At 61.1% G+C, this 23,479-nt stretch carries 22 protein-coding genes and 1 pseudogene; 16 read left to right on the top strand and 7 right to left on the bottom strand.

Features of this window, described 5'->3' with window-relative positions:
* Nucleotides 1-271 precede the first annotated feature (271 nt).
* The 4 genes from ACFMPD_RS11655 to ACFMPD_RS11640 form a co-directional block, all read right to left on the bottom strand.
* A complete protein-coding gene (locus ACFMPD_RS11655) occupies nucleotides 272-784 on the bottom strand; it encodes a hypothetical protein (protein WP_380994350.1) in 513 nt (170 codons plus the stop codon).
* A 144-nt stretch (nucleotides 785-928) separates the two neighbouring features.
* Complete coding sequence (locus ACFMPD_RS11650) at nucleotides 929-1,741, bottom strand: hypothetical protein (protein WP_380994347.1); 813 nt, start codon at nucleotides 1,739-1,741, stop codon at nucleotides 929-931.
* Nucleotides 1,738-1,989 carry a hypothetical protein gene (locus ACFMPD_RS11645; RefSeq protein WP_380994345.1) on the bottom strand — a complete coding sequence of 84 codons (252 nt, stop codon included), beginning with the start codon at nucleotides 1,987-1,989 and terminating at the stop codon, nucleotides 1,738-1,740. Before ACFMPD_RS11645 ends, ACFMPD_RS11650 begins: the two co-directional genes overlap by 4 nt.
* A 116-nt stretch (nucleotides 1,990-2,105) precedes the next feature.
* Complete coding sequence (locus ACFMPD_RS11640) at nucleotides 2,106-2,402, bottom strand: hypothetical protein (RefSeq protein WP_380994342.1); 297 nt, start codon at nucleotides 2,400-2,402, stop codon at nucleotides 2,106-2,108.
* A gap of 610 nt (nucleotides 2,403-3,012) precedes the next feature.
* Between ACFMPD_RS11640 and ACFMPD_RS11635 the strand changes: the two genes are divergently transcribed.
* The 13 genes from ACFMPD_RS11635 to arsB all read left to right on the top strand — a co-directional run bounded on the left by ACFMPD_RS11635 (nucleotide 3,013) and on the right by arsB (nucleotide 14,468).
* Nucleotides 3,013-4,239, top strand: a complete 1,227-nt coding sequence (locus tag ACFMPD_RS11635) for a glutathionylspermidine synthase family protein (protein WP_380994358.1) — start codon at nucleotides 3,013-3,015, stop codon at nucleotides 4,237-4,239.
* A 40-nt stretch (nucleotides 4,240-4,279) separates the two neighbouring features.
* Complete coding sequence (locus tag ACFMPD_RS11630; protein WP_380994339.1) at nucleotides 4,280-4,861, top strand: DUF1190 domain-containing protein; 582 nt, start codon at nucleotides 4,280-4,282, stop codon at nucleotides 4,859-4,861.
* Between the two features lie 1,012 nt (nucleotides 4,862-5,873).
* Nucleotides 5,874-6,506: a hypothetical protein gene (locus ACFMPD_RS11625; RefSeq protein ID WP_380994336.1), complete on the top strand. Its 633-nt coding sequence runs from the start codon at nucleotides 5,874-5,876 to the stop codon at nucleotides 6,504-6,506.
* A gap of 262 nt (nucleotides 6,507-6,768) precedes the next feature.
* Nucleotides 6,769-6,912, top strand: coding sequence for a hypothetical protein (locus ACFMPD_RS11620; RefSeq protein WP_380994333.1), 144 nt, complete (start codon nucleotides 6,769-6,771; stop codon nucleotides 6,910-6,912).
* A gap of 183 nt (nucleotides 6,913-7,095) precedes the next feature.
* Entirely contained in the window at nucleotides 7,096-7,785 is a 690-nt protein-coding gene (locus ACFMPD_RS11615; protein WP_380994330.1) for a recombinase family protein, read from the top strand.
* 52 nt (nucleotides 7,786-7,837) lie between these two features.
* Nucleotides 7,838-8,662 (top strand): alpha/beta hydrolase, encoded by an 825-nt coding sequence (locus ACFMPD_RS11610; RefSeq protein ID WP_380994327.1) that lies wholly within the window; start codon nucleotides 7,838-7,840, stop codon nucleotides 8,660-8,662.
* A gap of 153 nt (nucleotides 8,663-8,815) precedes the next feature.
* A complete protein-coding gene (locus ACFMPD_RS11605; RefSeq protein ID WP_380994324.1) occupies nucleotides 8,816-9,103 on the top strand; it encodes an SH3 domain-containing protein in 288 nt (95 codons plus the stop codon).
* A 167-nt stretch (nucleotides 9,104-9,270) separates the two neighbouring features.
* The gene (locus ACFMPD_RS11600; RefSeq protein WP_380994355.1) at nucleotides 9,271-9,720 is read left to right on the top strand and encodes a C1q-like domain-containing protein; all 450 of its coding nucleotides are present in this window, start codon (nucleotides 9,271-9,273) and stop codon (nucleotides 9,718-9,720) included.
* 30 nt (nucleotides 9,721-9,750) lie between these two features.
* Entirely contained in the window at nucleotides 9,751-10,122 is a 372-nt protein-coding gene (locus tag ACFMPD_RS11595) for a DUF6127 family protein (protein ID WP_380994321.1), read from the top strand.
* 221 nt (nucleotides 10,123-10,343) lie between these two features.
* Nucleotides 10,344-11,189, top strand: coding sequence for an arsenate reductase/protein-tyrosine-phosphatase family protein (locus ACFMPD_RS11590; RefSeq protein WP_380994318.1), 846 nt, complete (start codon nucleotides 10,344-10,346; stop codon nucleotides 11,187-11,189).
* Entirely contained in the window at nucleotides 11,186-12,184 is a 999-nt protein-coding gene (locus tag ACFMPD_RS11585; RefSeq protein WP_380994315.1) for an ArsJ-associated glyceraldehyde-3-phosphate dehydrogenase, read from the top strand. The genes ACFMPD_RS11590 and ACFMPD_RS11585 overlap by 4 nt, the downstream gene beginning before the upstream one ends.
* Nucleotides 12,181-13,458, top strand: coding sequence for an organoarsenical effux MFS transporter ArsJ (arsJ, locus tag ACFMPD_RS11580; RefSeq protein WP_380994312.1), 1,278 nt, complete (start codon nucleotides 12,181-12,183; stop codon nucleotides 13,456-13,458). The genes ACFMPD_RS11585 and arsJ overlap by 4 nt, the downstream gene beginning before the upstream one ends.
* The gene (arsB, locus tag ACFMPD_RS11575) at nucleotides 13,455-14,468 is read left to right on the top strand and encodes an ACR3 family arsenite efflux transporter (protein ID WP_380994309.1); all 1,014 of its coding nucleotides are present in this window, start codon (nucleotides 13,455-13,457) and stop codon (nucleotides 14,466-14,468) included. The genes arsJ and arsB overlap by 4 nt, the downstream gene beginning before the upstream one ends.
* On the opposite strand, the pseudogene ACFMPD_RS11570 reads toward arsB, so the two are convergent.
* Nucleotides 14,410-15,123: pseudogene (locus ACFMPD_RS11570) on the bottom strand (FAD-dependent oxidoreductase); the annotation flags it as partial. The gene arsB and the pseudogene ACFMPD_RS11570 sit on opposite strands and share 59 nt — an antisense overlap.
* An 804-nt stretch (nucleotides 15,124-15,927) precedes the next feature.
* Between ACFMPD_RS11570 and ggt the strand changes: the two are divergent.
* The 3 genes from ggt to ACFMPD_RS11555 all read left to right on the top strand — a co-directional run bounded on the left by ggt (nucleotide 15,928) and on the right by ACFMPD_RS11555 (nucleotide 20,089).
* The gene (gene ggt / locus ACFMPD_RS11565; protein ID WP_380994307.1) at nucleotides 15,928-17,652 is read left to right on the top strand and encodes a gamma-glutamyltransferase; all 1,725 of its coding nucleotides are present in this window, start codon (nucleotides 15,928-15,930) and stop codon (nucleotides 17,650-17,652) included.
* A 478-nt stretch (nucleotides 17,653-18,130) separates the two neighbouring features.
* Nucleotides 18,131-19,672 carry an aldehyde dehydrogenase gene (gene adh, locus ACFMPD_RS11560; RefSeq protein ID WP_380994304.1) on the top strand — a complete coding sequence of 514 codons (1,542 nt, stop codon included), beginning with the start codon at nucleotides 18,131-18,133 and terminating at the stop codon, nucleotides 19,670-19,672.
* 75 nt (nucleotides 19,673-19,747) lie between these two features.
* The gene (locus ACFMPD_RS11555) at nucleotides 19,748-20,089 is read left to right on the top strand and encodes a DUF779 domain-containing protein (protein ID WP_380994301.1); all 342 of its coding nucleotides are present in this window, start codon (nucleotides 19,748-19,750) and stop codon (nucleotides 20,087-20,089) included.
* Here the strand turns inward: ACFMPD_RS11555 and ACFMPD_RS11550 are convergent.
* Complete coding sequence (locus tag ACFMPD_RS11550) at nucleotides 20,086-22,281, bottom strand: hybrid sensor histidine kinase/response regulator (RefSeq protein WP_380994298.1); 2,196 nt, start codon at nucleotides 22,279-22,281, stop codon at nucleotides 20,086-20,088. The two genes, ACFMPD_RS11555 and ACFMPD_RS11550, sit on opposite strands and share 4 nt — an antisense overlap.
* 3 nt (nucleotides 22,282-22,284) lie before the next feature.
* A complete protein-coding gene (locus tag ACFMPD_RS11545; RefSeq protein WP_380994295.1) occupies nucleotides 22,285-23,454 on the bottom strand; it encodes an FIST N-terminal domain-containing protein in 1,170 nt (389 codons plus the stop codon).
* Nucleotides 23,455-23,479: the final 25 nt, after the last annotated feature.

The raw sequence follows: 23,479 nt of genomic DNA, 5'->3' as shown, positions 1-23,479 counted from the left end.
AGCTGGAGGGAAGTCGGGGCTCAAGTCAATCATTACCGGGCGGGCCCTGATCAAGCACGACCGATTGAACGTCTTGACCTGCGTATCCTTGCCAGACCGTGTCTGCACAACCGACAAGCATTGTGACGACAGATGCGATCGATCCAATGGCGAGTTTGTTCATGCGAAACCCTTCATTCTAGTCCCAGCGGCGGGCGAAGCTGGTGCGGACTGGCTCTGTTTTTATGCCTTTCCTTAGGTCATTCTTGATACCAACAAGATTGAAATTGCATCAATAAACTCCGGCTAGACGTGAGGCGTCTTCATTTGACATGATGAAAACAAGAGTACTGTTTGAAATCGCTTCCTGAACAATCACCTCAGATACAACGGTTTCTCCAACCGACACACTGATTTCCTGCCCGCGCGCAGCAGTCAATAGACCAGTGATCGCGTGGGTCGCTAACGCGCTGATTTTTAGAGTAACTGCAGAGGTACCCTCTGAGACTGTGGTGACAGAAACTTCCTTGGCTTGGTCTGGTTTGAGGGTCAACGGGCCGATGGTGATCCAGTCTGGCTGTTTCACCACAACGCAAATCGGATGGTTTCCGGGGTTTTGGCCCCCGCCCATGTCCAGGCACGCGTCCTGATAGAAGTACGATTGCAAGGCCATGCCACCTCCAAACGCGGCACCGATAAGGGCCAATCCCGTTATGGCCTGAAAAGCAGCTCGCATGATCAACGTCGCGCAATAGTGAAAACGGACGTGGCCAAAAAGCTCGCAGCGATCGCCGGCAAGAGCCATCTCATCGCCAGAAGGTGGAATGCTCCGTCCAGCGTTCCGTCACTGGCGACTTCTACGCCCTTTAGAGCATAGAAGGTCCAACAAATGGCCGTCCCTGTTGCGGATACCAACGCAAGTGTCGTGCAGAGCCTGGCACGTTGCGGACTAGTTGCATTGGTCATATCGATAATCCCCATATTCGATCCAACGCTGGTCCTGATCTTCAAAGACGAGAAATTCGGAACGGTCTTCACCCAGCAATGCAACGATAAATCCGCGCGGCGGCTCTGCATCACCGAAATAGCTGTAGGCCGTCATTGCCTTGATGCTTTCACCATTCACTGTGACGGTGGCGTTCCAGTCGCTGTTCGAGTTCTCGATGATCACGTATTCAATCTGGCGTTTCACTGCCCCACCTCCACAATAGACAACACCTTCTGGCGCTTCGGGCGAGACTGACGCGGTGCTCTGGCACGCGCTTGTAAGGGACCGTATGGCGGCGGCGGACCCTGTGAGGTCAAATACCCCGTAGGTGATATTTTTATCGACCATGGACAGGTCCAGCGTCGAATTGGCAGCCATTTGCTCCAACACGAATTGGTAATCCGCCGGGTCGAAGAATTCGATTTCTACTGGATAATCGTCGACGATCTGAATCGAACTGTTCTGTGCGCCCGCCTGAAAGGACCCGACCTCGGTTTTGCCGTCTTTCATAAATCGGATCGACAGCCCTTGTTTGTTGGTCATGTCCTGACTGGCTTCGTATCCTGCTGGCGCAAAACGCATGCGGTCACATTGCAACTCAAGCGTCATGTTGGCCGTTTGTGTGAACGCGTTTGGACTGTCTCCCCCATTGAATTGCCATTCAGCCATCGCTTGCAGAGGCGCAAAAACCAGAAAGAAAATGGAAAAGAGCCGAGACATAGGAAACCCTTTCAATGGATGACACCGGAGCGATGGGGCAAGATCGATGATCATACGGGATCACCGTATGCGTTGGGGGCGGGATCAGATGGGCGCGTGAGCCACCGCAAAAGCAGCAATGCCAGAAGCAATTGCAAAACACCTACGATCACGAAGCCGCTTGTTCCAAGAAATGCGGCAGGCCCTCGCAGCGCATCGGGGTTCGCCGACAGCGTTTTATGCGCCGAGAACGCAATGGCTCCGGTTAGCACGGCCATGACCGCGAAGCCCGCCCAGAAAAAGTGAGGTACTTGCTCAGACACGTTTTGATTGATTGTATCATGGTTGTCGTCCTACCTCTTTTGAGTTGTTTGCCACAGATGGTTCAGGCATTCGTTCTGCGGTCTTCCAGCTTCGATCACGCTGGCAAACCGGATCGCTATCCTCCGCCCATATAGAAAACCGACGTTACGGCACCCGAAGGACTGGTCTCGCAGACCCAGAAGTCCTCCGCGCCGGGCACCTTCATCAGCAGGCTGAAGCCGTCATCGAGCACTGTAACGTCGTTGACCGAAGACCCGTTGACCCCAACAGTCGCGTCGACTTGGGAAATGCAATTTGTTGCGGCAACGGCTTCGGCTCCCGAAGCCTCGCCCGTAGGTGACGATGTTTCCACACAGGCCGAGAGCGGGAGTACTGCAGCAGCTAATGCACACAGCTTTAGATAGGTATTCATACGTGAACTCCGTCAGTGATCAATGATACGAACTGGTCTTGAAAACGCAATGTGATCTGGGCGCCGCCGCCGATCTCATCTGCGTTGCTGTTTCTTTGGTAGACCACACCGGCAGATGCATCCACCGACGCGCCGACGACAGTGCCCAGATCCAATCCGATCGAAACCGCATTTTCGCCTCGATGGGTGGGACAAAAGACTGAGAGATGCCAGGGGACGCGGCAAAGGCCGCGTCAATATCGTGGGTATCGTCGGATGCGGCAAGAAAATCTCGTTCATACCTTATGAACCGCAGGGGGGGATGAGACCACCACCAAACGCTGGCCCGGTCACGTTGATACCGACGCTTCCGATCAGACTATCCGCACTTGCGTCGTTCGTAGCCAGAGCCGTCGTTATGTCGCCATCTTCAGTGAACCCATCTTGTTCGTAACGCGCGTAGGGGGCACTCGCTTTCGAACGCAAGGTGGCAAATACGAGTGCTTTGGGCGATACGAAACCGGGACAGGTCCACTCAGATTTATCCAAACTTCTGGCATTCCCTAAAACCATGTCTGGTTGCCGATTTCAATTCCATCTAAACGCTGTCAGGACACCAGGGAGCGGACATTTGCAAAAGATCACTTTGCTCGAGCGGCCACATTGGCGCGATCATGCCCAAGACGTCGGATTTACGTTTGCTGACATGTATGGCGAACCGTATTGGGATGAAAGCTCGGCTTATGCCTTTTCGCTCGATCAGATCGAGACCGATCTGGAGGACCCCGCCACCGAGCTTCATGCCATGTGCCGAGAGGCGGTTGCCGAAATCATCGCCAGTGAAAGCCTGATGGAGCGACTTGCGATCCCCGACGCCCATCGTGACCTTGTCGCCGAAAGCTGGAAACGGGGCGATCCTGAGATCTACGGGCGGTTTGATTTCGCCTATGACGGCCAGTCGCCTGCCAAGCTTATGGAATATAACGCAGATACACCCACCTCTCTCTATGAGAGCGCGGCCTTCCAGTGGCAGTGGCTTGAAGATCAACTGAGATCGGGCGTGCTTCCCGAAGGGACGGACCAGTTCAACGGGATCCATGAGGCGCTGGTCGCACGGTTTGACGAGGTCTTTGAGACGAATAGCGATCTGCATTTCACGGCCGTGGCCGGCAACCCGGAAGATTACGGCACGGTCGAAACCATGGGCTGGGCGGCGCGCGAAGCCGGGCTGGGGGCGCATTACTGCGATCTCGACAAGATCGCGCTCAGCGACGACGGCCAGTTTCTGGATGATGAGGATCGCAGGATCGCGGTTCTGTTCAAGCTCTACCCATGGGAAGACCTGTTGCGCGATGAGTATGCTGATCATATCGCGGGATCGGGGTGTCTGTTTCTGGAACCGGCCTGGAAGGCGCTGTTGTCCAACAAGGGGCTTTTGCCGGTGCTCTGGAACATGTTCGAGGGCCATCCGAACCTGTTGCCCGCCTTTTTCGAGGCCGACATCGGCGATGCCATGCGGACACGCGGCGCGGCTTCGGTCGAGACCGCGTCTGCCTTCGCGCGCGCCGAGGCTCAACTGATCGCTGGCCATGTGCGCAAACCGATCCTGTCGCGGGAAGGCGCCTCGGTTTCGATCCTCCAGTCTGGCGAAGTGATCGAGCAGTCCAAAAACACCGAGTATGCCGAACACCCCCGCATCATCCAGGCCTATGCGCCTTTGCCGACATTCGACGGATTTCACCCGGTGGTCGGCGCCTGGATCGTGGGGCAAGGCTGTGCCGGCATCGGCATCCGCGAAGATCGGTCCCGCATCACCCAGGATTTGTCCCGCTTCAAACCGCACTATATCGTGGCGTGACACGCGCGTCCCGCCGGCCTTCGACAGAAAGACGATTGATATGACCAAACGCTCAAGACGGGTTTCCATCACAATCATCGGCGCTGCGGCCTTTGCGCTCGCGGGATGCCGCGAGGAACAGGTCGACGCCGCCGCTTTCCCGGATCTTCAAAGCTGCCTCGATGAGGCGTCGCGCGGCGGGATGTTCACGTCGCAGGATTGCGAAACCTCCTTTTCGCAGGCCGAAACCCTGCACGTTGAATCCGCGCCCCGCTACGACAGCCTTGAAGTTTGCCAGGAGCAGCACGGCGAAGGCGCCTGCGGCTCTGAAGCCAGCGCGACACAAGGCGGGTCTGGGAGCATCTTCATGCCTCTTCTGGCTGGCTATCTTATCGGCAACATGCTGGGCGGGCGGGCAGGAATGTCTGCGGCTCAACCTCTCTACAAAACCTCTGATGGGCGATATACCAACGCCACGCGCTCCAGCACCTTTTCGAACAACCGTGGCTCGACAAAGCTGAACACCTCCCAGTTCGTCCGCCCGGCCACGACGATCGGGAAAACACCAATGACACGCGCAACAGCTGCTTCACGTGGCGGATTTGGCAAATCTGGAGGGGCAAGAACGGGTTTCGGTGGATAGAAGGGTGCGCAACCAGTGACGCACGATGCGGATGGTCGCCCAACAGACGCAGATTGTTTCAGAATCTGTAAATAGTGATCTGATGGGCCAACCATGCTCTCCATGCCGTGAGTTTCTGAATTCCGGGGATGGCTGGTCTGGCGCAAATCGGGCAGGGCATTTGGCAATCTGCCCAATGTTCGGTTAGAGCCGGTTGCGACGGCGCATTGTTGCAGAACTCGCGCTTGAAGCCTGACCTCCTCTTTCCCCGGGCCTCCCTGTCGCGGTACGGGCTAACCTTGCAACGCAAACCGGGAAAGCGGCGAGAGGGCGGCCCTCTCGTCAAAATTTGGACGGGTTGCGCGCAGTATGGAATAATGGGCCTACCAGCGAAGCGCGCAAACGGCGGCAATGCGCCGATACACTCTCGGGACATTTCTTCGAATGCCCTGCCGGACAAGGGATAGCACTGGTTTCAAGGCCGAAGGTGAAGGCGAGTGGAATGCCCGCAAGCCTTTTCTCACACATGCCATGCATGTGTTGCCGGGCAGCGGGCGGTGCGAAACGGCGTATCTGGCGCAAGGTATCCGCAGGTGCGAACCGATCACGGCGTGCCCTTGAAAGCCGACATCCACATTCGCTGGATACCGGGAAATTCGCTGCAACGCCGCAAGTCCGCAACGAGCCCTCTTTGATGGTTGCTGCGCAGTAAACAAATGTCTGCTCACGGCGCGCTGGTTAGATCATGCGCACCAATCGTCCAAAGCACTTGTGGTTAGAAATGCTTTTTTATGCTATGAACTTGGAATATTTCGAATGAGCTGGACGTGTCACAAAAGCCTAAATGGGTTCTTTATGTCGAAGGTATTGGCAAGGCCATTGGCCTCGTCGTTGTTCTGAATGGTGCTCTAATCGTCCTCACAGACCCCGGAACGCCGTTGGGCTCTTTCTCACGCAGTGCTTGGACTTTCTTTTTCGAAACATACCAAGATTGCCTGGAAGCCAGCAACAACATCGACACGGAGGTTATACGATGCAAGGAAAAATTTGGTGTGCAGCTGTGACGATGGCAATTTTGGCCTCGGTCGCCCACGGTCAGGATTGCACTAATCTCAGTGAGGGAGGTGCAGGAAACCTCCAGCGGGCATACGATTGCATCGCCGATCTTCAAACAAAGCTAACGGAGACACTTGAGGCGAACAGAACATTGCTTCGGCAGCAGGAAGTTTCGCAGGCGGAAACGGTCCAACTTGCCAATGAGATTGAATCGATCAATCGCCTGTTGTCACAGGCAGTGATTGGCTTCAATCGCAGCGAGAGGGCCGGTGGGGCATGCCCGCCGGGCTGGTCATTGTTTGATGCTGCAGGAGGTCGGTTCATAGTGGGCGCGGGAAACCATTCTAACAGCGGCGTGAGCGAATACCCTTCCTACGCCGACGATCCAGACCAGGCGACCGGCGGGGCTGAGTTCGTTGAACTGAAAATTGAACATATGCCCGCGCACACTCATCGGTTCCTTACACCCACACTGACACGCCCGCGCGGGGCGGGTCAGGAGCATGTTTCGTATTCTGAAAACGCCCGCAACACGGAGTCGACCGGTGGTAGCCAGCCTCACTACAACTTGCCTCCATACATTGCCCTATATTTTTGCAAGAAGAACTGAGTCTACAACTCCCCTCCAACCCATTTCCGATCGATCGGGTGGCGCGGCTTTTCACGGGGCTGTTAGCAGTGTGGGATTTCGCCCCCCTGCCTTCATACCTGCTGGTGGTGAAATCACAAACTAAGTCCCAAGTTGGCGCGAGACCGTGCTTTGCAGATTCGCCATAGCGGCCATTCATCCTCGATCATCGAATAGCGGCTCCGTCCGCGTTGCGGTCTTTGCTTCGTCGGAAATACTGCGCAATCTAGGAACGGCAGGTCTGGTGAAGCTGCACCGCGGCGCGGACAGACCCGGTGAATGTCGCCTGGAGGTGGCGGAAAAACTGAACGAGATCCTGATCCGGTCGCCCTCGGGCTGTGCACAGCAATCGCGCTGGCTCTCGATCGCCATCAAGCGCTGGCGCTGAGGGGGCGCTACATGAGCGAGACGGGTCTCGCCCCGGTGGCGCGGACGCGGCTCGATCTGGAGGAAGAAACCGCTGGTGCGCAGGTGCAGGCCGTGATCCGGGTCAGCTAAGGTATCCCGGAGGGGACCACCCGCGATGCGCGGGGAAACCGGGCCGAGGCGGACGAAACAGCGATGACCATCGATGGAAACCTGTGAAATCAGACGCTTGCCGCTACACATCGTTCAAGATTTTGTCGTACAGACCTGCGCAACCAACGTCAGGCAGGTGTGTACATGGCAGCAGCTGCGCAGAAGGTCGTCGCCTACGAGCCCGGTCGCCACCGCTCGGCAGGTCCGTTCAGGGCTTGGTCTGGAAGCACAACGCAAGACCGTCGATGACTTTCTGGCAAGCCGGGCCGCCACGCTGGTGATCGCCAAGCTGGATCGGCTCAGCCGCAACGCCGCCTTCCTGCTCAGCCTGCAGGCCAGCGGTGTCCACTTCCTGGCCGTCGACATGCCCGAGGCCAACGACCTGACCGTCGGCATCATGGCCCCCGTGGCCCAGCAGGTGCGCGAGGCGATCTCGCGGCGGACGAAGGAGGCGCTGGCCGCTGCAAAGGCCCGCGGCGTCAGGCTCGGCAACCCCAACGGCGCCGCCGCGCTCCGGCGCGCCGACAAGGGCGGCGTGGCACTGCAAGCCGCCGTTCGTGCCAACGCCGACGCCTTCGCCGCAGACCTTGCGCCGGTTCTCAAAGCAATCACGGGCGAAGGCCTCACCCCCCTGCGCGCCATTGCCGCGGAACTGAACAGGCGCGGCATTCAGACCCGTCGTGGGGGCAAATGGCATGTGTCGACAGTTCGCTACCTGCCGGCGCGGCTGGAGGGGCATTGAGCGGACAGCGATGCGCGGTTGCGCAGCGCGATGGCAGCCGACAAAATTGCGCATGTGCCTGTTCCTGAAAGTCATCTGCAGCCTCGCGGCCCTTTATCTGGTCCCGGTCGTTTTCATGGCGCTGGTTCAGGATCGCCTGCTGTTCCCGAGGTGGGCAGTCGGACCCGGTGCCCCCTTGCCGCCGACAGCCGAACGTCTCGCTCTCCACATCGGTCCTGGCGAACAACTCATCGGCGTGCATTTGCCCCCAGTTGAGGTTCTTCGCGAGGGCTCCAGCCTCGTGCTGGCTTTTGGCGGGAACGCCTGGAACGCCGAAGACCTGGCGATGCATCTGCATCGGATCTTCCCCGAGCGGGACATTGTCGCCTTTCACTATCGCGGCTACACCCCCAGCACGGGCCGGCCGAGCGCGCGGGCGATTCTGCAGGACGCGCTGGCCATCCATGACGACATCGCCGCCCGCCTGTCGCCGGACCGGATCGTGGTGGTCGGGCTCAGCATCGGCGCGGGTCCGGCCGCCCATCTCGCCCGGTCGCGCCCGGTCGCCGGGCTTGTCCTCGTCACGCCGTTCGACAATCTCCGGGCGCTGGCCCGCGAGCACTATCCCTGGCTGCCGGTCGGGCTTTTGCTGCGGCACCGCATGGACGTGGCGGGCGACCTGGCGTCGGTGTCGGCCCCCGTGGCGGTGATTGCGGCCGCCGACGACACAGTCGTTCCGCCGCGCCGGACAGAAGCCGTGCGTCTGTCGGCGCGAAACCTTGTCGCCGAGCGCACCATTGCCGCTGCCGGCCACAACGATATCTATGACCGCGCCGAGTTCGAAGACGCAATGCAAACCGCGCTGCGGCGCATCGAAGTAGGCCGCGACACGCGTTGACGGGCATGGCGGACGCTGGCGCATATCGACAATTCGGAAGCAGCGGGCATGATAAGAGACGCTGCCGCCCAATTCGAGAATCCCTGATTGCATCGCCTCGGCCGCCCTGCCATTGAAGGCGGCGGAGTCAGGTTGCCAAAGCGAGTTCAGTTCATGCGCCGGATATCGATTTTCATGCTTGTTGCCCTCGCTTTTGTCGCCGGATGCAGCGGTGGTGCAGGCAGCCGTGTCGTGGTCAAGGGGGCCGGGCCGGACGACTTTCTGAAGCTGCGTTACGGACCCAGTCTTGGATACAAGGTGAAGCTCGGTCTTCCGGACAGCACCGAACTGATCCGGCGTGATTGTGTGACAGAGATGAACCAGCTCTGGTGCCGGGTTTCGCTCGCAAACGCCCCGAACGTAACCGGGTACGTCTCCGCCGACTATCTCGCCTCGCCCTGAGAGGCGACGGGGGGCGGGTGGTCCAACGATCTGAACAGACTTTGCTGCAGACCGGGTTCGTGACCAAGGCGCCGGTCGGCCTCTTCGGCTCGGGCCGATTCCGCGTCGCGGTCTAATCCGACGGCAGCACCTTCTTCGACGGCCTCAGCGTCGACAACGCCACCGGCATCGTCGATCAACCCCGGCCGTCCCGGCTCAAGGCGTACACGAACTACGACAACTACGCCGGCGTCGGCACCTGGACGAAGATCGGCCTCAATAGCACCGACTACAATGATCAGGGCCCGTTCGACGCTGGAACCGGCCTTTTCACCGCGCCAGTGGACGGCACCTACCTGTTGGGCGCAACGCTTCTCTACAAGGTCAATTCCAGCACCTCGGCCCGGATGCGCGGTCGACTGGTCCTGAACGGCAGCACCGAAATCCCAGGGTCCCACGGCGAGACCAGTGGCGCGCATGTGTCGGAAGCGACGGCCCTCTGGCTGCAGGCCCTGGTGCCGCTGACGGCGGGCGATACGGTTGAATTGCAGGGTATTTTTGTGCGCAGGAGGGGTATTTTGCGGCCGATCACACGTCCTTCTGGGGCTGCAAGATCGGCTGTGCGGCGGGAGGATTGACCCCTGCCACCACCCCGATGCCTCGTCCGCATGCCCGACGCCGAGTTTAAGGGTGAACCGAGCTTCTCGGAAATCGTCCAGTGGTCGATTTCGCTGGTGAACAGGCGGCCCCTGGCACGTGCCCCTGAGAGGGGCGCGAAACGCGCATGGGCCGATGTTGGCCGCGACGGTGAAGAAGCGGCGCGCGATATCCGGGATTTGCGATCCTTGCTCGACTGCATCCGGCTGGTGCGCCGCACCGCCATGCAGACCGCCGTCCGCATGATCACCACGGGGGTGTCCGAACAGTTTGAAACCACGGAGAAAGCCAATGACATCCAACGCCGGATGCTCAAGGCGGCGGCTCGCCGTCCTCGTGATCGGGGCGAGCTGGATGACCGACTGCGCGATGGCGGGTTTTGAACCGAACGGCTTGGCGGCCTGTCCGCCGGTCGTGGAATACAGCAGGGAGTTTTAGGCGCGAGCGGCAGCGGAGTTGGCGCTGCTGCCAGACGGATCGGCGGTCGTGGAGATGCTGAGTAATTACGCCGTGGTGCGGGATCGGGGTCGAAGCGGCATGTGAAGTTTTTGCGACTGCGCCCATTGAATATTGTTTGCATCAATATTTCTGATATTCGTGAAATATGGAAACAACGATTCCTTCTCGTCTGTCCACGCTCGGTCATCCTCAACGGCTGGCGCTGTTCAGGCTTCTGATACGGCGATACCCCGACGAGGTTCCCGCAGGTGAGTTGGCTGATTCGCTCGGCCTCAAAGCATCAACTCTGTCGGCATATCTTTCCGCGTTGATGCAGGCAGGACTGGTGATGCAGGAGCGCGAGGGTACATCGCTCCTCTACTCAATCGACATGGACGAAGTCAGGAGGACACTCGACTACCTGCTCCTCGACTGCTGCCGTGGGCGTCCCGACCTCTGCGCCCCTCTCACCCTGCCAACCATACCGGGTAGCCATCCCACGACAGATCGCAAATATAACGTCCTGTTCATCTGCACGGGCAACTCGGCCCGGTCAATCTTCGCCGAGAGCATTCTTCGCAAACAGGCGGGAGACCGGTTCAATGCCTTCTCCGCCGGCACCCGGCCGGGGTCGCAGCTCAATCCGTTCGCGGTTCGGGTTCTCGAGGAAAAGGGCCATGATATCTCGGCCCTGCGGTCAAAAGACATCTCGGAGTATTCCGGCCCGAAAGCGCCGCATTTCGATTTTGTCTTCACCGTCTGCAACCAGGCAGCCAATGAAGAGTGCCCTGCCTGGGACGGCCAGCCGGTCACCGGGCACTGGGGCGTTCCCGATCCGGTCAAGGCCGAAGGGAACGACGCTCAGAAGGCTCTCGCGTTTCAGGAGGCATATGGCGCCCTGCAGCATCGGATCGATCTTTTCACCGCGCTCGACCTCGACTTGTTGAATCGTCTGACTCTGCAATCGCGGATCGATGACATCGGCCGTACATTCTCTGGGGAATTCTCATGACCACCTATGCAGTGAACGGCCTTGGCCGCATCGGCAAACTTGTCCTCAAACCGCTGCTTGAGCGCGGGCTCAAGATTGCCTGGATCAATGATGCCATCGGCGATCCGGCCATGCATGCGCATCTGCTGGAGTTCGACACGGTACACGGGCGCTGGCAGGCCGATTTTGCCCATGATGCGGACAGCGTGACGATCAACGGCACACGAATTCCGTTCATCGGTACACGGGACCTCTCGGACTTGCCGCTGGAGGGCGTGGACGTTGTGATCGACTGCACCGGTGCCTTCAAGACCGAGGCGAAGCTCGCACCCTATGTCGATGCGGGCGTGAAGAAGGTGGTGGTGTCGGCCCCCGTAAAGGACGGCGGAGCGGCCAACATCGTCTACGGCGTCAACCACGACATCTACGATCCCGCGGCGCACCGGATCGTCACGGCGGCCAGTTGCACGACCAACTGCCTGGCGCCGGTTGTGAAGGTGATCCACGAGGCGATCGGCATCCGCCACGGCTCGATCACCACGATTCACGACGTGACGAACACGCAGACGATCGTGGACCGCCCTGCAAAGGACCTGCGCCGCGCGCGCTCTGCGTTGAACTCGCTGATCCCGACGACCACCGGTTCGGCCACAGCGATCACACTGATCTATCCCGAACTGACGGGCCGGCTGAACGGCCATGCCGTACGCGTGCCGCTGCTTAATGCCTCGATCACGGACTGTGTCTTCGAGGTGGAGCGGCCGACGACGGTCGAGGAGGTGAACGCGTTGTTCAAGGCCGCGGCCGAAGGGCCGCTCGCCGGGATCCTCGGCTACGAGGAGCGTCCGCTCGTGTCCGCAGACTACACCAACGACACACGGTCGAGCATCGTGGATGCGCCCTCCACCATGGTGGTGAGCGGCACGCAGGTGAAGGTCTATGCCTGGTACGACAACGAGATGGGCTATGCGCATCGGCTGGTTGATGTGGCGTTGATGGTCGGGGAGTCGCTGTGACCGACCGCGCCGCGCGCCCGGAGGGTCTGTCAGCCTATGTTGCCGTCACGGCGTCCTACTGGGCTTTCATGCTAACGGATGGCGCACTCAGGATGCTGGTGCTGCTGCATTTCCACACGCTCGGCTTCAACCCGGTGCAACTTGCCTATCTCTTTGTGCTTTACGAGATCGCGGGCATGGTCACCAACCTTTCCGCCGGCTGGATCGCCGCGCGCTTTGGGCTGACCTCGACCCTCTACGCGGGCCTAAGCATTCAGGTGCTCGCACTTCTGGCGTTGACGCAACTGGACCCGACCTGGGCCATCGCGGCCTCCGTTGCCTTCGTGATGCTGGTGCAGGGGGCGAGCGGTGTTGCGAAAGACCTGGCCAAGATGTCCTCCAAATCGGCGGTCAAAATCCTGGCACCCAGGGAAGGGGATGGGTTGTTCCGGTGGGTGGCACTCCTGACAGGCTCGAAGAACGCCGTGAAAGGATTTGGGTTTCTTCTGGGTGCTGCGCTTCTTGCGACCTTTGGGTTTCAGGCGGCTGTGCTTGGCATGGCGGCTGTTCTCTTCGTCATCCTGGTCGCGGTGCTGATCCTGATGCCTGCAGGTTTGCCAAAGGGGCGCAAGGGCGCGAAGTTCTCGGAGGTCTTCTCCAGATCGGCCAATGTGAATTGGCTGTCGGCGGCGCGCGTCTTCCTCTTCGGCGCACGCGATGTCTGGTTCGTCGTCGGCATCCCGATCTACTTCTATGCCGTCCTCTCCGACGGCACGACCGAGGGCGATCGCGCGGCCTTCTTCATGATCGGTACATTCATGGCGCTTTGGATCATCCTTTACGGTGCGGTCCAAGCCATGGCACCGAGGCTCCTGCGTGCAGCCAGCACGCCCGCGCGCAACCTCTTGGGCAAGGCCCGCAGCTGGGCCTGGACGCTTGCAGGGATCCCGGCCGCACTGACGGTGGCCGCGGTCGCCGCAGGCGAACCGCAATTCTGGCTCACCATCACGCTGGTGGTGGGGCTTCTCGTCTTCGGTGCGGTGTTCGCGGTGAACTCGGCGCTCCATTCATTCCTGATCCTCGCCTTCACGAAGACAGAGCGCGTGACGATGGACGTGGGCTTCTATTACATGGCGAACGCGGGCGGACGGCTTCTTGGCACCGTCATGTCCGGGCTCACCTACCAGATCGGCGGTCTCCCCCTCATGCTTGGGACCGCAACCTTCATGGTTGGCCTCTCTGCCTCTGCTGCAGGGCGGCTTGACGCAACAGAACTGGATGCAGTGTCGTTATGAGCATTTTCGAACGGTATCTCACTGTCTGGGTCGGCCTCGCAATGGTGGCGGGTATCGCCATCGGCACAGCGGCGCCTTCTCTAGTCGAGGCTATCGCCGCGACGGAGGTCGCGAGCGTCAACCTGGTCGTCGCCGTGCTGATCTGGGCGATGGTCTACCCGATGATGGTGGGCGTCGATCCCCGCAGCCTGCGGGATGTGGTCAAGCAGCCGAAAGGCCTCGCCATCACGCTGGTGGTTAACTGGTTCATCAAGCCCTTCACAATGGCCGCGCTCGGCGTCCTGTTCTTCGAGGTGGTGTTCGTCGACCTCATCGCGCCCGACGACGCTCGGCAATACATCGCGGGGCTTATCCTGCTGGGGGCGGCGCCCTGCACCGCGATGGTCTTCGTCTGGTCCCAGCTGACCAAGGGCGACGAGAGTTACACCCTGTTGCAGGTCTCGGTGAACGACGTCGTGATGGTCTTCGCCTTCGCGCCCATTGTGGCGTTCCTTCTGGGCGTGACCGACATCACTGTGCCGTGGGAGACATTGCTTCTCTCCGTGGTGCTGTTCGTCGTCCTGCCGCTCGTCGCCGGGCTCTGGACGCGCGCGCGCCTTGGTGAGGCGGAACGCATCGACGCGTTCCGCGACAGGGTAAAGCCCTGGGGCGTCGTGGGCCTGATCGCGACGGTCATGATCCTCTTCGGGCTGCAGGGTCAGGTGATCCTCGACCGGCCGCAGGTCATCGCGCTGATCGCGGTGCCGATCCTGATCCAATCCTATGGCATCTTCGCGCTGGCCTATGTCGCGGCCTACGCGCTGCGTGTGCCCCACCGGATCGCGGCGCCCTGCGCGCTCATCGGCACGTCGAACTTCTTCGAACTCGCCGTCGCCGTCGCGATCAGCCTCTTTGGCCTGAACTCCGGTGCCGCGCTGGCCACGGTCGTGGGCGTGCTGGTCGAGGTACCGGTCATGCTGTCACTGGTGGCCTTCGCGAACCGCACGCGCGGACGCTTTGCGGTGCCCTAGCAGCCCGGTCAGCGCAGGGATCTGTTTGAGCGCCTTCCGCGTCACCCCGCGCAGCAACTGAGCGCAGCCACGTCCTTGTCGAAGGTTCGGGAAGTAGTCCGCGCCGGGTCAAGACGATCACGCGCGTCCCGGCCCGCGCGAAGACCTGTGCAAGTTCGACTCCGATATAGCCGCCGCCCACCACGGTCAGCGAAGCGGGCAGCCGCTCCAGTTCGAAGATCGAGGTGCTGTCGTGGGCGCACACAGTCTCTATGCCGGGGATGTCCGGCACATGCGGGCGGGAGCCCGTGGCGAGAATGATCTTGCCGGCCTTGAGGGGCTCGCCCGCGACCGTCAGCTTACCATCTTCGGAAAATTGCGCCGCGCCTTCCATGTAGGCGATTCCGCTGTGCCTTGGCAGGACGTCGATGTACTTGGCGGCGCGCAGGTCGTCGGCGAGCGCCTGCTTTTGCCGGACCACGGATGCCCAGTCGGTAATCCGCGCCTTGGGCTCGATGCCGTCGAAGCGCTGCGCGGCCCGCGGGGCGTGCATCACTTCCATCGTCCGGATCATCGCCTTCGAAGGCACACAGCCGACGTTCACGCAGGTGCCGCCGATGGTCCCGTGCCCGATCAGCGCGACGCGTGCGCCGTCCTCGGCGGCGGTGATCGCGGCCGAGAACCCCGCCGAGTCTACTACTTCCGGTGGCTCCTACCTCGGGCTGAGGGCCACAAGCGCCGCACAGTCAGAATATCCCTTCGCACCAGGTGCCCAGATCGGGCTGGCGATCTGGCTCGCCATCTTGCATCCCGTGGGAGATTGATGCGCGAGAACAAGACATTGGCACGGCTCAGGCGGGACAAATGCGGGAAATGGTGCGAAGCCAATTCGCGGCCNGAGGGCCACAAGCGCCGCACAGTCAGAATATCCCTTCGCACCAGGTGCCCAGATCGGGCTGGCGATCTGGCTCGCCATCTTGCATCCCGTGGGAGATTGATGCGCGAGAACAAGACATTGGCACGGCTCAGGCGGGACAAATGCGGGAAATGGTGCGAAGCCAATTCGCGGCCTCGCTGGATCGGTATGTGGAACGGTCGAATGATACCGGGCTGTCCGAGCGGTCCCTTGACGCCCTGCGCCAATAGTTGGACGTGCAGGAGGACGCCATAGGCGGCTTTGACGACCTGTCGGACCTTTACCTTGATGCACAGAGAGGCACCTTGGACAGCTTCCGGGCCTTACCGAGGCTCAGTGGGCCGGGACCGAGCCATCCCCTCGCCAAGAAGGATGCGCAAGGCGCGCCGGGACCAGATCAAGGAGCTTCCAAGCCCCTCTGAGAGCCTTGAGGGCTAGTCCTTCACGAATGCCGTGACAACGCCAAGGGGTGCTGAAGCTTTGCATGGCGCCCTGACGTCGATGTTGCGCCTTTGACACGAAACTGCAACGCTCAGGACACGTAAGTCAAATGGGAGGACTTCAATGAGACACGTTATCACAGGGGCGGTGTGCTTTGCCATGTCAGCGGCACCCGCGCTTTACGCACAGGAAGCGGCGATCTTCTCCGGGAGCGACCGCGTTCATCCGGTTTATGCTGAGAACGGCATGGTTTCGGCGCAGGAAGCGGTGGCGGCCCAGATCGGACTCGACATCCTCAAGGCAGGCGGCAATGCCGTTGACGCAGGCGTTGCCGTGGCCTTTGCCCTGGCCGTAACTCTGCCGCGCGCCGGCAATATCGGCGGCGGCGGGTTCATGGTCATCCATGACGCGGAAACCGGCGAAACCAAGGCCATAGACTATCGCGAAATGGCACCCGCGTCTGCGGATCGCGACATGTTTCTCGACGCCGCAGGCAACGCCGACAGTGAACTCTCGCGCTTCACGGGTCTGGCCGTCGGCGTGCCTGGAACGGTTGCCGGAATGCAAATGGCGCTCGAAAACTACGGAAGCATGACCCTCGCCGAAGTGATCGAACCGGCGATAGCCCTTGCCCGCGACGGGATCGCGGTGACTCCCGGCCTTGCCGACAGTCTCAAGGGGCTTGAATCCCGGCTGAAGAAATGGCCGACCTCCGAGAGCATCTTTTACAAGGAAGGCGGCGGTTTCTACGAACCCGGCGAGACCCTTGTGCAAGCGGACCTCGCCAACACCCTGCAGAAGATCGCCGATGAAGGTACGGACGGCTTTTACAAGGGCGAGACGGCGGTGAAAATCGCCAAAGCGGTGCAGGCCGCCGGTGGCCGCATTACCGTCGAGGATATGGCCGGCTATATGCCGGTTCTGCGCGACCCGGTTCGGGGTACCTATCGCGGCTACGAGATCGTTTCAATGCCGCCCCCCAGCTCGGGTGGGGCGCATATCATCCAGATCCTCAATGTTCTCGAGGACTATCCGATCTCCTTCCTCGGCCACAATTCCGCCGACACGATTCACCTCATGTCCGAGGCGATGAAACGCGCCTATGCCGACCGCTCGGAATATCTCGGCGACAGCGATTTCGTGGATGTGCCTCTGGCAGAGATCACCTCCAAGACCTATGCCGACGATATCCGCGCCGGCATCAGCCTCAACGCGGCGACCCCATCGATCACCATCAAACCGGGCAATCTCGCGCCTTACGAGTCAGACCAGACCACACATTTCTCGATCGTGGACAAGGACGGCAATGCCGTATCCAACACCTACACGATCAACTTCTCTTATGGTTCTGGAATGGTTGCCGATGGCACCGGCGTTCTCATGAACAACGAGATGGATGACTTTGCCGCCAAGCCCGGCGTGCCAAATGCCTATGGCCTGATCGGCGGGGATGCCAATGCTGTCGAGGGCGGCAAGCGGCCCCTGTCATCGATGTCGCCGACGATCGTGATGAAGGACGGAGAGGTGTTCTTGGTCACCGGTTCGCCTGGAGGCTCGCGCATCATCACCACCACGTTGCAGGTCATCATGAATGTCATCGACCACGGGATGAACGTTGCCGAGGCTTCCTTTGCGCCCCGCATCCACCACCAGTGGCTGCCGGACGAAATCCGGATTGAGGACGGCATCAGCCTCGACACGATCGGTTTGCTCGAACAGCGGGGCCACAAGGTCAGCGAAAAATCCGTGATGGGTTCGACCCAATCGATCCTCGTGGACAAGGAAAGCGGCTACCTCTTCGGAGCCTCGGATCCGCGCCGCGTCGACGCGGCGACCCTCGGGCACTGACCTTCAACCAAAGCAGCCCCGGCGACGTCGCCGGGGCGATCTCGCCGCGCATCGCATGTGATCGGCCAACTTCCCCATATGCTCGAGCTCTGTCCACACTGCATTCCAAAAAACTGTGCAACGCCGAGCAGTAGAACAGGTGCGTCTTTCTGTTCGATAGGCTTGCAGTCCTGATCTGCAAAAAGGTCGCCGACTGAACATTTTTGGTCCGGCACCTGTCACGACAGCAAGTTTGGTAACCCTACGCCACGCTCTCGGCGGTGCATGACGTGCGATACGGTGCGTCTCTGACTTGACGCCGTTGGGCTGCCAGCCATGCGTCAAGATGGCGGTCCGCGCCGCTGCGACCAAGGTCGAATACCGCTTGCCGGCCGGTCTTTCTATTGTCGATCCAGCACCGGACCAGAGACCCGATCACGACCGTTGGGGCATGGGTTTGGGGTGCGTTTTTTGGACTCTTTCATAGGGGAGGAATGGCATGAACATTCAACACCTGCAGATCAGCTCTGCATTGGATACATCGCATCTGGACGTCGAATTTCCGTTCAAGCCGCGCTACGGAAACTTTATCAACGGCGCATTTGTCGAACCCAAGTCGGGTCAGTATTTCGAGAACACCACGCCGATCACCAACGAAGTGATCTGCGAGGTTGCCCGGTCCAACGCGGACGACATCGAGGCGGCGCTGGATGCCGCCCATGCCGCATTCCCCGCCTGGGGAAAAAGCTCGACCACCGAACGGTCGAACATGCTGCTGAAGATTGCCGACATCATGGAGGCCAACCACCACAAACTGGCGGTGGCCGAGACGCTGGACAACGGCAAGCCGGTGCGCGAGTCGATCGCCGCCGACGTGGCACTGTGCATTGACCACTGGCGCTATTTCGCCGGCTGCATCCGCGCCGAGGAAGGCCATGTTTCGGAAATCGACGCCGACACCTATGCCTATCACATTCCCGAGCCGCTGGGCGTCGTCGGCCAGATCATCCCCTGGAACTTTCCGCTGCTGATGGCGGTCTGGAAACTGGCGCCGGCACTGGCCGCCGGCAATTGCGTGGTGATGAAGCCCGCCGAACAGACCCCGGCGTCGATCCTGGTTCTGATGGAACTGATCGGCGACGTGCTGCCCGCGGGTGTGCTGAACATCGTCAACGGGTTCGGCCTGGAAGCCGGCAAGCCGCTGGCCTCGTCCAGCCGCATCGCCAAGATCGCCTTTACCGGCGAGACCACCACCGGCCGCCTGATCTCGCAATATGCCAGCCAGAACCTGATCCCGGCGACACTGGAACTGGGCGGCAAGTCGCCCAACATCTTCTTTGAGGACATCATGGATGTCGACGACGCATTCTTTGACAAATGCCTCGAAGGGTTCGCCATGTTCGCGCTGAACCAGGGCGAAGTCTGCACCTGCCCGAGCCGCGCGCTGATCCAGGAATCGATCTATGACGATTTCATTGCCCGTGCCATCGAGCGCGTGAAGGCGGTCAAGCAGGGCAACCCGCTGTCCATGGACACGATGATCGGGGCGCAGGCCTCGGTCGAGCAGAAAGAAAAGATCGCCTCCTATCTGCAACTGGGCAAGGACGAGGGCGCCGAGCTGCTGACCGGCGGCAACGTATCGGCGCTGGAGGGTCTGGAAAACGGCAACTATATCGAGCCGACCGTGTTCAAGGGCCACAACAAGATGCGCATCTTCCAGGAAGAGATCTTTGGCCCGGTCCTGTCGGTCACGACCTTCAAGGACGATGCCGAAGCCCTGGAAATCGCCAATGACACGCTCTATGGCCTGGGCGCCGGCGTCTGGACCCGCAACGGCACCCGTGCCTTCCGCTTTGGCCGCGACATTCAGGCCGGACGGGTCTGGACCAATTGCTATCACGCCTATCCGGCGCATGCGGCATTTGGCGGCTACAAGCAGTCGGGCATCGGGCGTGAGAACCACAAGATGATGCTGGATCACTATCGCCAGACCAAGAACATGCTGGTCTCCTACAGCCCCAACGCTCTGGGCTTCTTCTGATCAAGCCTCGATGCCGGCCGGCCCCCGCGCAACGCGTGGGGCCGGCGGGCCCATTTCTGCGTTCCGGAGGATGCCATGACGGAAACCATGAAGGTAACGGCGACGGATGCGGCCCTGGCTCTGATCGACGATCTCAAGTCGCGCTATGGTCCGGCGCTGCTGTTTCACCAATCCGGCGGCTGTTGCGACGGCTCGGCGCCGATGTGTTTCCAGCAGGGCGACTATATCGTCGGTGACTCTGACGTGCTGGTCGGTGAAATCGGCGGCGTGCCGTTCTACATGAATGCCGACCAGTATGACCGCTGGAAACATACCGATCTGGTCATCGATGCGATTGAGGGGATCGGCGGCATGTTCTCGCTGGAGAACGGCAGCGGCCGACGGTTCCTGACCCGGTCGGACATCTGCAGGCGCTAGGCCAGCACGGTCTCGAGAAAGCTGCGCAATTCGTCGGGATCGATCGGTTTGTGGATCAGCGCCGCGCCCAGTGTTTCACAGGCGTCCTGCAGCGCGGGCGAGCGATTGGCACTGACCACGCAGGCCGGCACCGGTCCATGCGCGCTGCGGATCGCCGAGATCGCCTGGGTTCCCAGCGCGCCATCATCCAGTTGGAAATCGGCCACGATTACATCCGGAGCGAGATCGACCTCGCGCAGCAGCTCTTCGGCCTCTTGCAGACAGGCGCAGGGCAGCACGTCCAGCCCCCAGTTCTGCATCGTAATGGTCATGGCGCTGCGCAGATCGGCGTCGTTTTCGATCAGAACCGCGATATTCTGCTCCAGCGAAGGCCCGGAGGCCGGAACACGCGCCGGCACGGGACGATGAATGGCTGTACTGCGCGGCAATTCAACCGCAAAACAGGTGCCGGCCCCGACCCGCGACGTCAGGTGCAGCGGGTGCTTGAGCAAACGGCAGGCCCGTTCCACGATGGCCAGACCCAGCCCCATGCCTTCGGACGGGTTGGCGGTGGCGTTCAGGCGGTGGAATTCGTCAAAGACCCGCTCCTGCTGATCCTCGGGGATGCCGGGGCCGGTGTCCCAGACCTCGACCCGGACCGAACCCTTGTGATGACGCACCCCGATCAGGACCTTGCCGCGGTCGGTATACCGGATCGCGTTCGAAGCCAGATTCTGCAGGATGCGCCGCAGATACGAGGCATCGCTTTCCACCAGCGCGTCGCAATCGACCAGCCGGAAATCCAGCCCCTTGCGCAGCGCCAGGGGTTCCAGATCGTCGCTCAGCCGACGCAGCATGTCCTTGAGGCGGATGGTAGAGATGTCGACCGAGGCCAGGCCGGAGTCCAGCCGCGAGATGTCCAGCAGCGCATCGAGAATGCGTTCGACGCTGACCAGCGCATTGCCGGCCTTGGACAGGCGCGCATTCTGTTCCGGCGCCGTCACCTCGTGCTGCAGCGACGCGACATAGAGCTTGGCCGCCGACAGGGGTTGCAGCAGGTCATGGCTGGCCGCCGCCACAAAGCGCGATTTCGAGGCGTTCGCCCGCTCGGCCTCGGACAAAGCATCTTCCAGTTCCAGCGTGCGTTCCGCCACCCGCTGTTCCAGCGTTTCGTTCACCTGTGTCATGGCCCGCGCCGCTGCACGCTCGTCGGTGACGTCGGTAAAGCTGATCACGAAACCGCGGTCCGGCATCTGTTGGGCGTGAACCGCCAGCGCCCGGTCCTTGCCGATGCCGATCTCAAAGGACAGCGGCGCACGGCCGGTGCGGTCGGCCACCCAGGCCTCGACGTCACCATGTCCTATCGGGCCATGAAATCGCAGGTTCGGGCGGATCTGATCGTAGATCGAGCTGAAAAACGTGCCAAGTTGCAGGCGGTTGGCCGGGATGGCGAGCAATTCGCCTGACCGCCGGTTCCAGTCCACCAGCCGATTCTGATCGTCAAAGATACAGACACCCTGATTCAGATGTTCCAGGGTCGCCTTGATCAGCCGTGCCTGATCGTCGCGCAGCCGGTCGCGTTCCCGCCGCTCCAGACGCATCATGTCGGTGATGTCGGTCTGAATGATCACCGTGCCGCCATCCGCGGTGCGATGCTCGCTGACCTGCAGCCAGCGGCTGCCGGCCATCCGGGCGTTGAACACCGCGTGATTGTCCTTGTGCCGCGCCATCCGGTAGGTTTCCCAATCCTGCGGGGTCTCGCCCTCGGGCAGGGACAGATAGGGGCTGTTGGCCACCAGATGCACATAGCGGTCAAATTGCAGACCGGGTTCAAGCAGGGGATGGATGTCCAGCATGTGCTTGCCGAAACGGCTGTTGCACATGACCAGCCGGTCCTGCGGGTCGAACAGGGCAAAACCCTCTTGCACGGTTTCGATCGCGTTCGCCAGATTGGCCCGGGCGGCTTCGGTCTCGGCATTGGCGCGGGCCAGTTTGGCGTTGGAAACATTCAACAGATCCAGCGCCCGTTCCAGTTCGCGGGTGCGCAGGCGAACCTCTTCCTCGAGCATCACGGCGCGCTGGAACTGGGCATAGGCGACGCCGGTGGACTCGCTGCTTTGTTCGACCCGGCGCATCAGCGTGCTGGTGATTTTCAGCAGCTTTTCGTTCTGCCGCTCCAGCGAATCCCGCGGGTCGATCAGTTCGCGCGCCATGGGTCAGCGCTTCTCGGGCGGATAGATGGCGACACCGGTCAGGGTATGGTTCACGTGCATCGAGTTGACCTGTTCCCCATAGGTGGAGAACCCGAGAACGCGGTTTTCCGACAACTGACGCGAAAGGTCGTTGGTCAGTTGTTTCTGCTGCGCTTCAAGCCGGCGCAGGATGCAGTCGCAGGCCAGGATCACCTCGGGACGCCCCGGCTGGCGCAGGTCGTCCATCAGGCGCCCCAGGTGGGTCACCATGTTTTCGGACTCGGCCACGGTCAGCACGACACCCTCGTCGATGGCGGAAAAGAACACCAGATCGCCATTTTCCGCGACCCGCTGGATCGCCCGCACATGGTGCTGATCGCCGATCCGCACCACCAGGGGATGGGCGGCAAAAGTAAAGGTGGTCAGCTGCTCGGGGTCCTTGCCCAGCAGGCGGGCATATTCGCGCGCGGCCGGTTCGGCGTTGATCTCGTGCACCGTGCGCCGGGCCGGGTCGGCCCCGGTCACCACCATGCGCATGTCGGCGGGCACCAGGTGGTCGGACTTGAACACCCGGATCGGGCAGTCGCTGCGCAACTGGATCAGGACGGCGGCGTTGGAATGCGCACGTCCGCCATGCAGCACATAGGTTTTTTCGAAATCGGTTCCGTCCCCCGCCGAGCCGCCAAAGAACGGCACCGGACCCAACCCGACGGACAGTTGCGAGGTCAGCGTGTCCTCTTTGGTCGACAATCCGTCGATCAGCAGAAAGGTGAAATCCGAAATCCAGTCCGGCGTTTCCCGTGCCAGATGATTACGGTTGCGGATCATCCTCTCGATCAGCGCCTGCGCATCAAAGGCGTCAAGATCGTCGATCAGGATGGTCCGGGCCTGAAAATGGCTTTGCGGAAAGCCGAGCGCGACGATCTTGCCTTCGGTATAACCCGCGTCGGCAATCTCGCCCGCCGTGGTGCAACCGACGACCGGTGCCGGCGCAAAGATGCGCCGGGCCTCGTCGATCAGGTGCGGGACATCGGTTTGCGGCGACAGGAACAGCACGACCAGAGACAGGTCGCCCGGAGACAGGGCCCGGGTCAGCTGCTCCAGGGCATCCGCGGCCTGGCAATCGACGACGCCGGACCGTACTATGTCGGCCGTCCCGGACAATGCGCCGGACGGACCGCGGACCTGACCCAATGCAATTCCTCCCTGACTGACGCCC

Origin of the sequence: Sedimentitalea sediminis (assembly GCF_042687825.1) — a bacterium.
In the GTDB taxonomy this organism is placed as follows: Bacteria; Pseudomonadota; Alphaproteobacteria; order Rhodobacterales; family Rhodobacteraceae; genus Sedimentitalea.
This window is presented reverse-complemented; position numbering and strand designations above follow the sequence as displayed.

Bases quoted from the DNA above. Each gene is read 5' to 3' on its own strand.
- ACFMPD_RS11655 (WP_380994350.1), bottom strand. From the start codon at position 784: ATGGCTCTTGCCGGCGATCGCTGCGAGCTTTTTGGCCACGTCCGTTTT.
- ACFMPD_RS11650 (WP_380994347.1), bottom strand. From the start codon at position 1,741: ATGATCATCGATCTTGCCCCATCGCTCCGGTGTCATCCATTGAAAGGG.
- ACFMPD_RS11640 (WP_380994342.1), bottom strand. From the start codon at position 2,402: ATGAATACCTATCTAAAGCTGTGTGCATTAGCTGCTGCAGTACTCCCG.
- ACFMPD_RS11630 (WP_380994339.1), top strand. From the start codon at position 4,280: ATGACCAAACGCTCAAGACGGGTTTCCATCACAATCATCGGCGCTGCG.
- ACFMPD_RS11625 (WP_380994336.1), top strand. From the start codon at position 5,874: ATGCAAGGAAAAATTTGGTGTGCAGCTGTGACGATGGCAATTTTGGCC.
- ACFMPD_RS11615 (WP_380994330.1), top strand. From the start codon at position 7,096: ATGGAAACCTGTGAAATCAGACGCTTGCCGCTACACATCGTTCAAGAT.
- ACFMPD_RS11610 (WP_380994327.1), top strand. From the start codon at position 7,838: ATGTGCCTGTTCCTGAAAGTCATCTGCAGCCTCGCGGCCCTTTATCTG.
- ACFMPD_RS11605 (WP_380994324.1), top strand. From the start codon at position 8,816: ATGCGCCGGATATCGATTTTCATGCTTGTTGCCCTCGCTTTTGTCGCC.
- ACFMPD_RS11595 (WP_380994321.1), top strand. From the start codon at position 9,751: ATGCCCGACGCCGAGTTTAAGGGTGAACCGAGCTTCTCGGAAATCGTC.
- ACFMPD_RS11590 (WP_380994318.1), top strand. From the start codon at position 10,344: ATGGAAACAACGATTCCTTCTCGTCTGTCCACGCTCGGTCATCCTCAA.
- ACFMPD_RS11585 (WP_380994315.1), top strand. From the start codon at position 11,186: ATGACCACCTATGCAGTGAACGGCCTTGGCCGCATCGGCAAACTTGTC.
- arsB (WP_380994309.1), top strand. From the start codon at position 13,455: ATGAGCATTTTCGAACGGTATCTCACTGTCTGGGTCGGCCTCGCAATG.
- ggt (WP_380994307.1), top strand. From the start codon at position 15,928: ATGAGACACGTTATCACAGGGGCGGTGTGCTTTGCCATGTCAGCGGCA.
- adh (WP_380994304.1), top strand. From the start codon at position 18,131: ATGAACATTCAACACCTGCAGATCAGCTCTGCATTGGATACATCGCAT.
- ACFMPD_RS11555 (WP_380994301.1), top strand. From the start codon at position 19,748: ATGACGGAAACCATGAAGGTAACGGCGACGGATGCGGCCCTGGCTCTG.
- ACFMPD_RS11550 (WP_380994298.1), bottom strand. From the start codon at position 22,281: ATGGCGCGCGAACTGATCGACCCGCGGGATTCGCTGGAGCGGCAGAAC.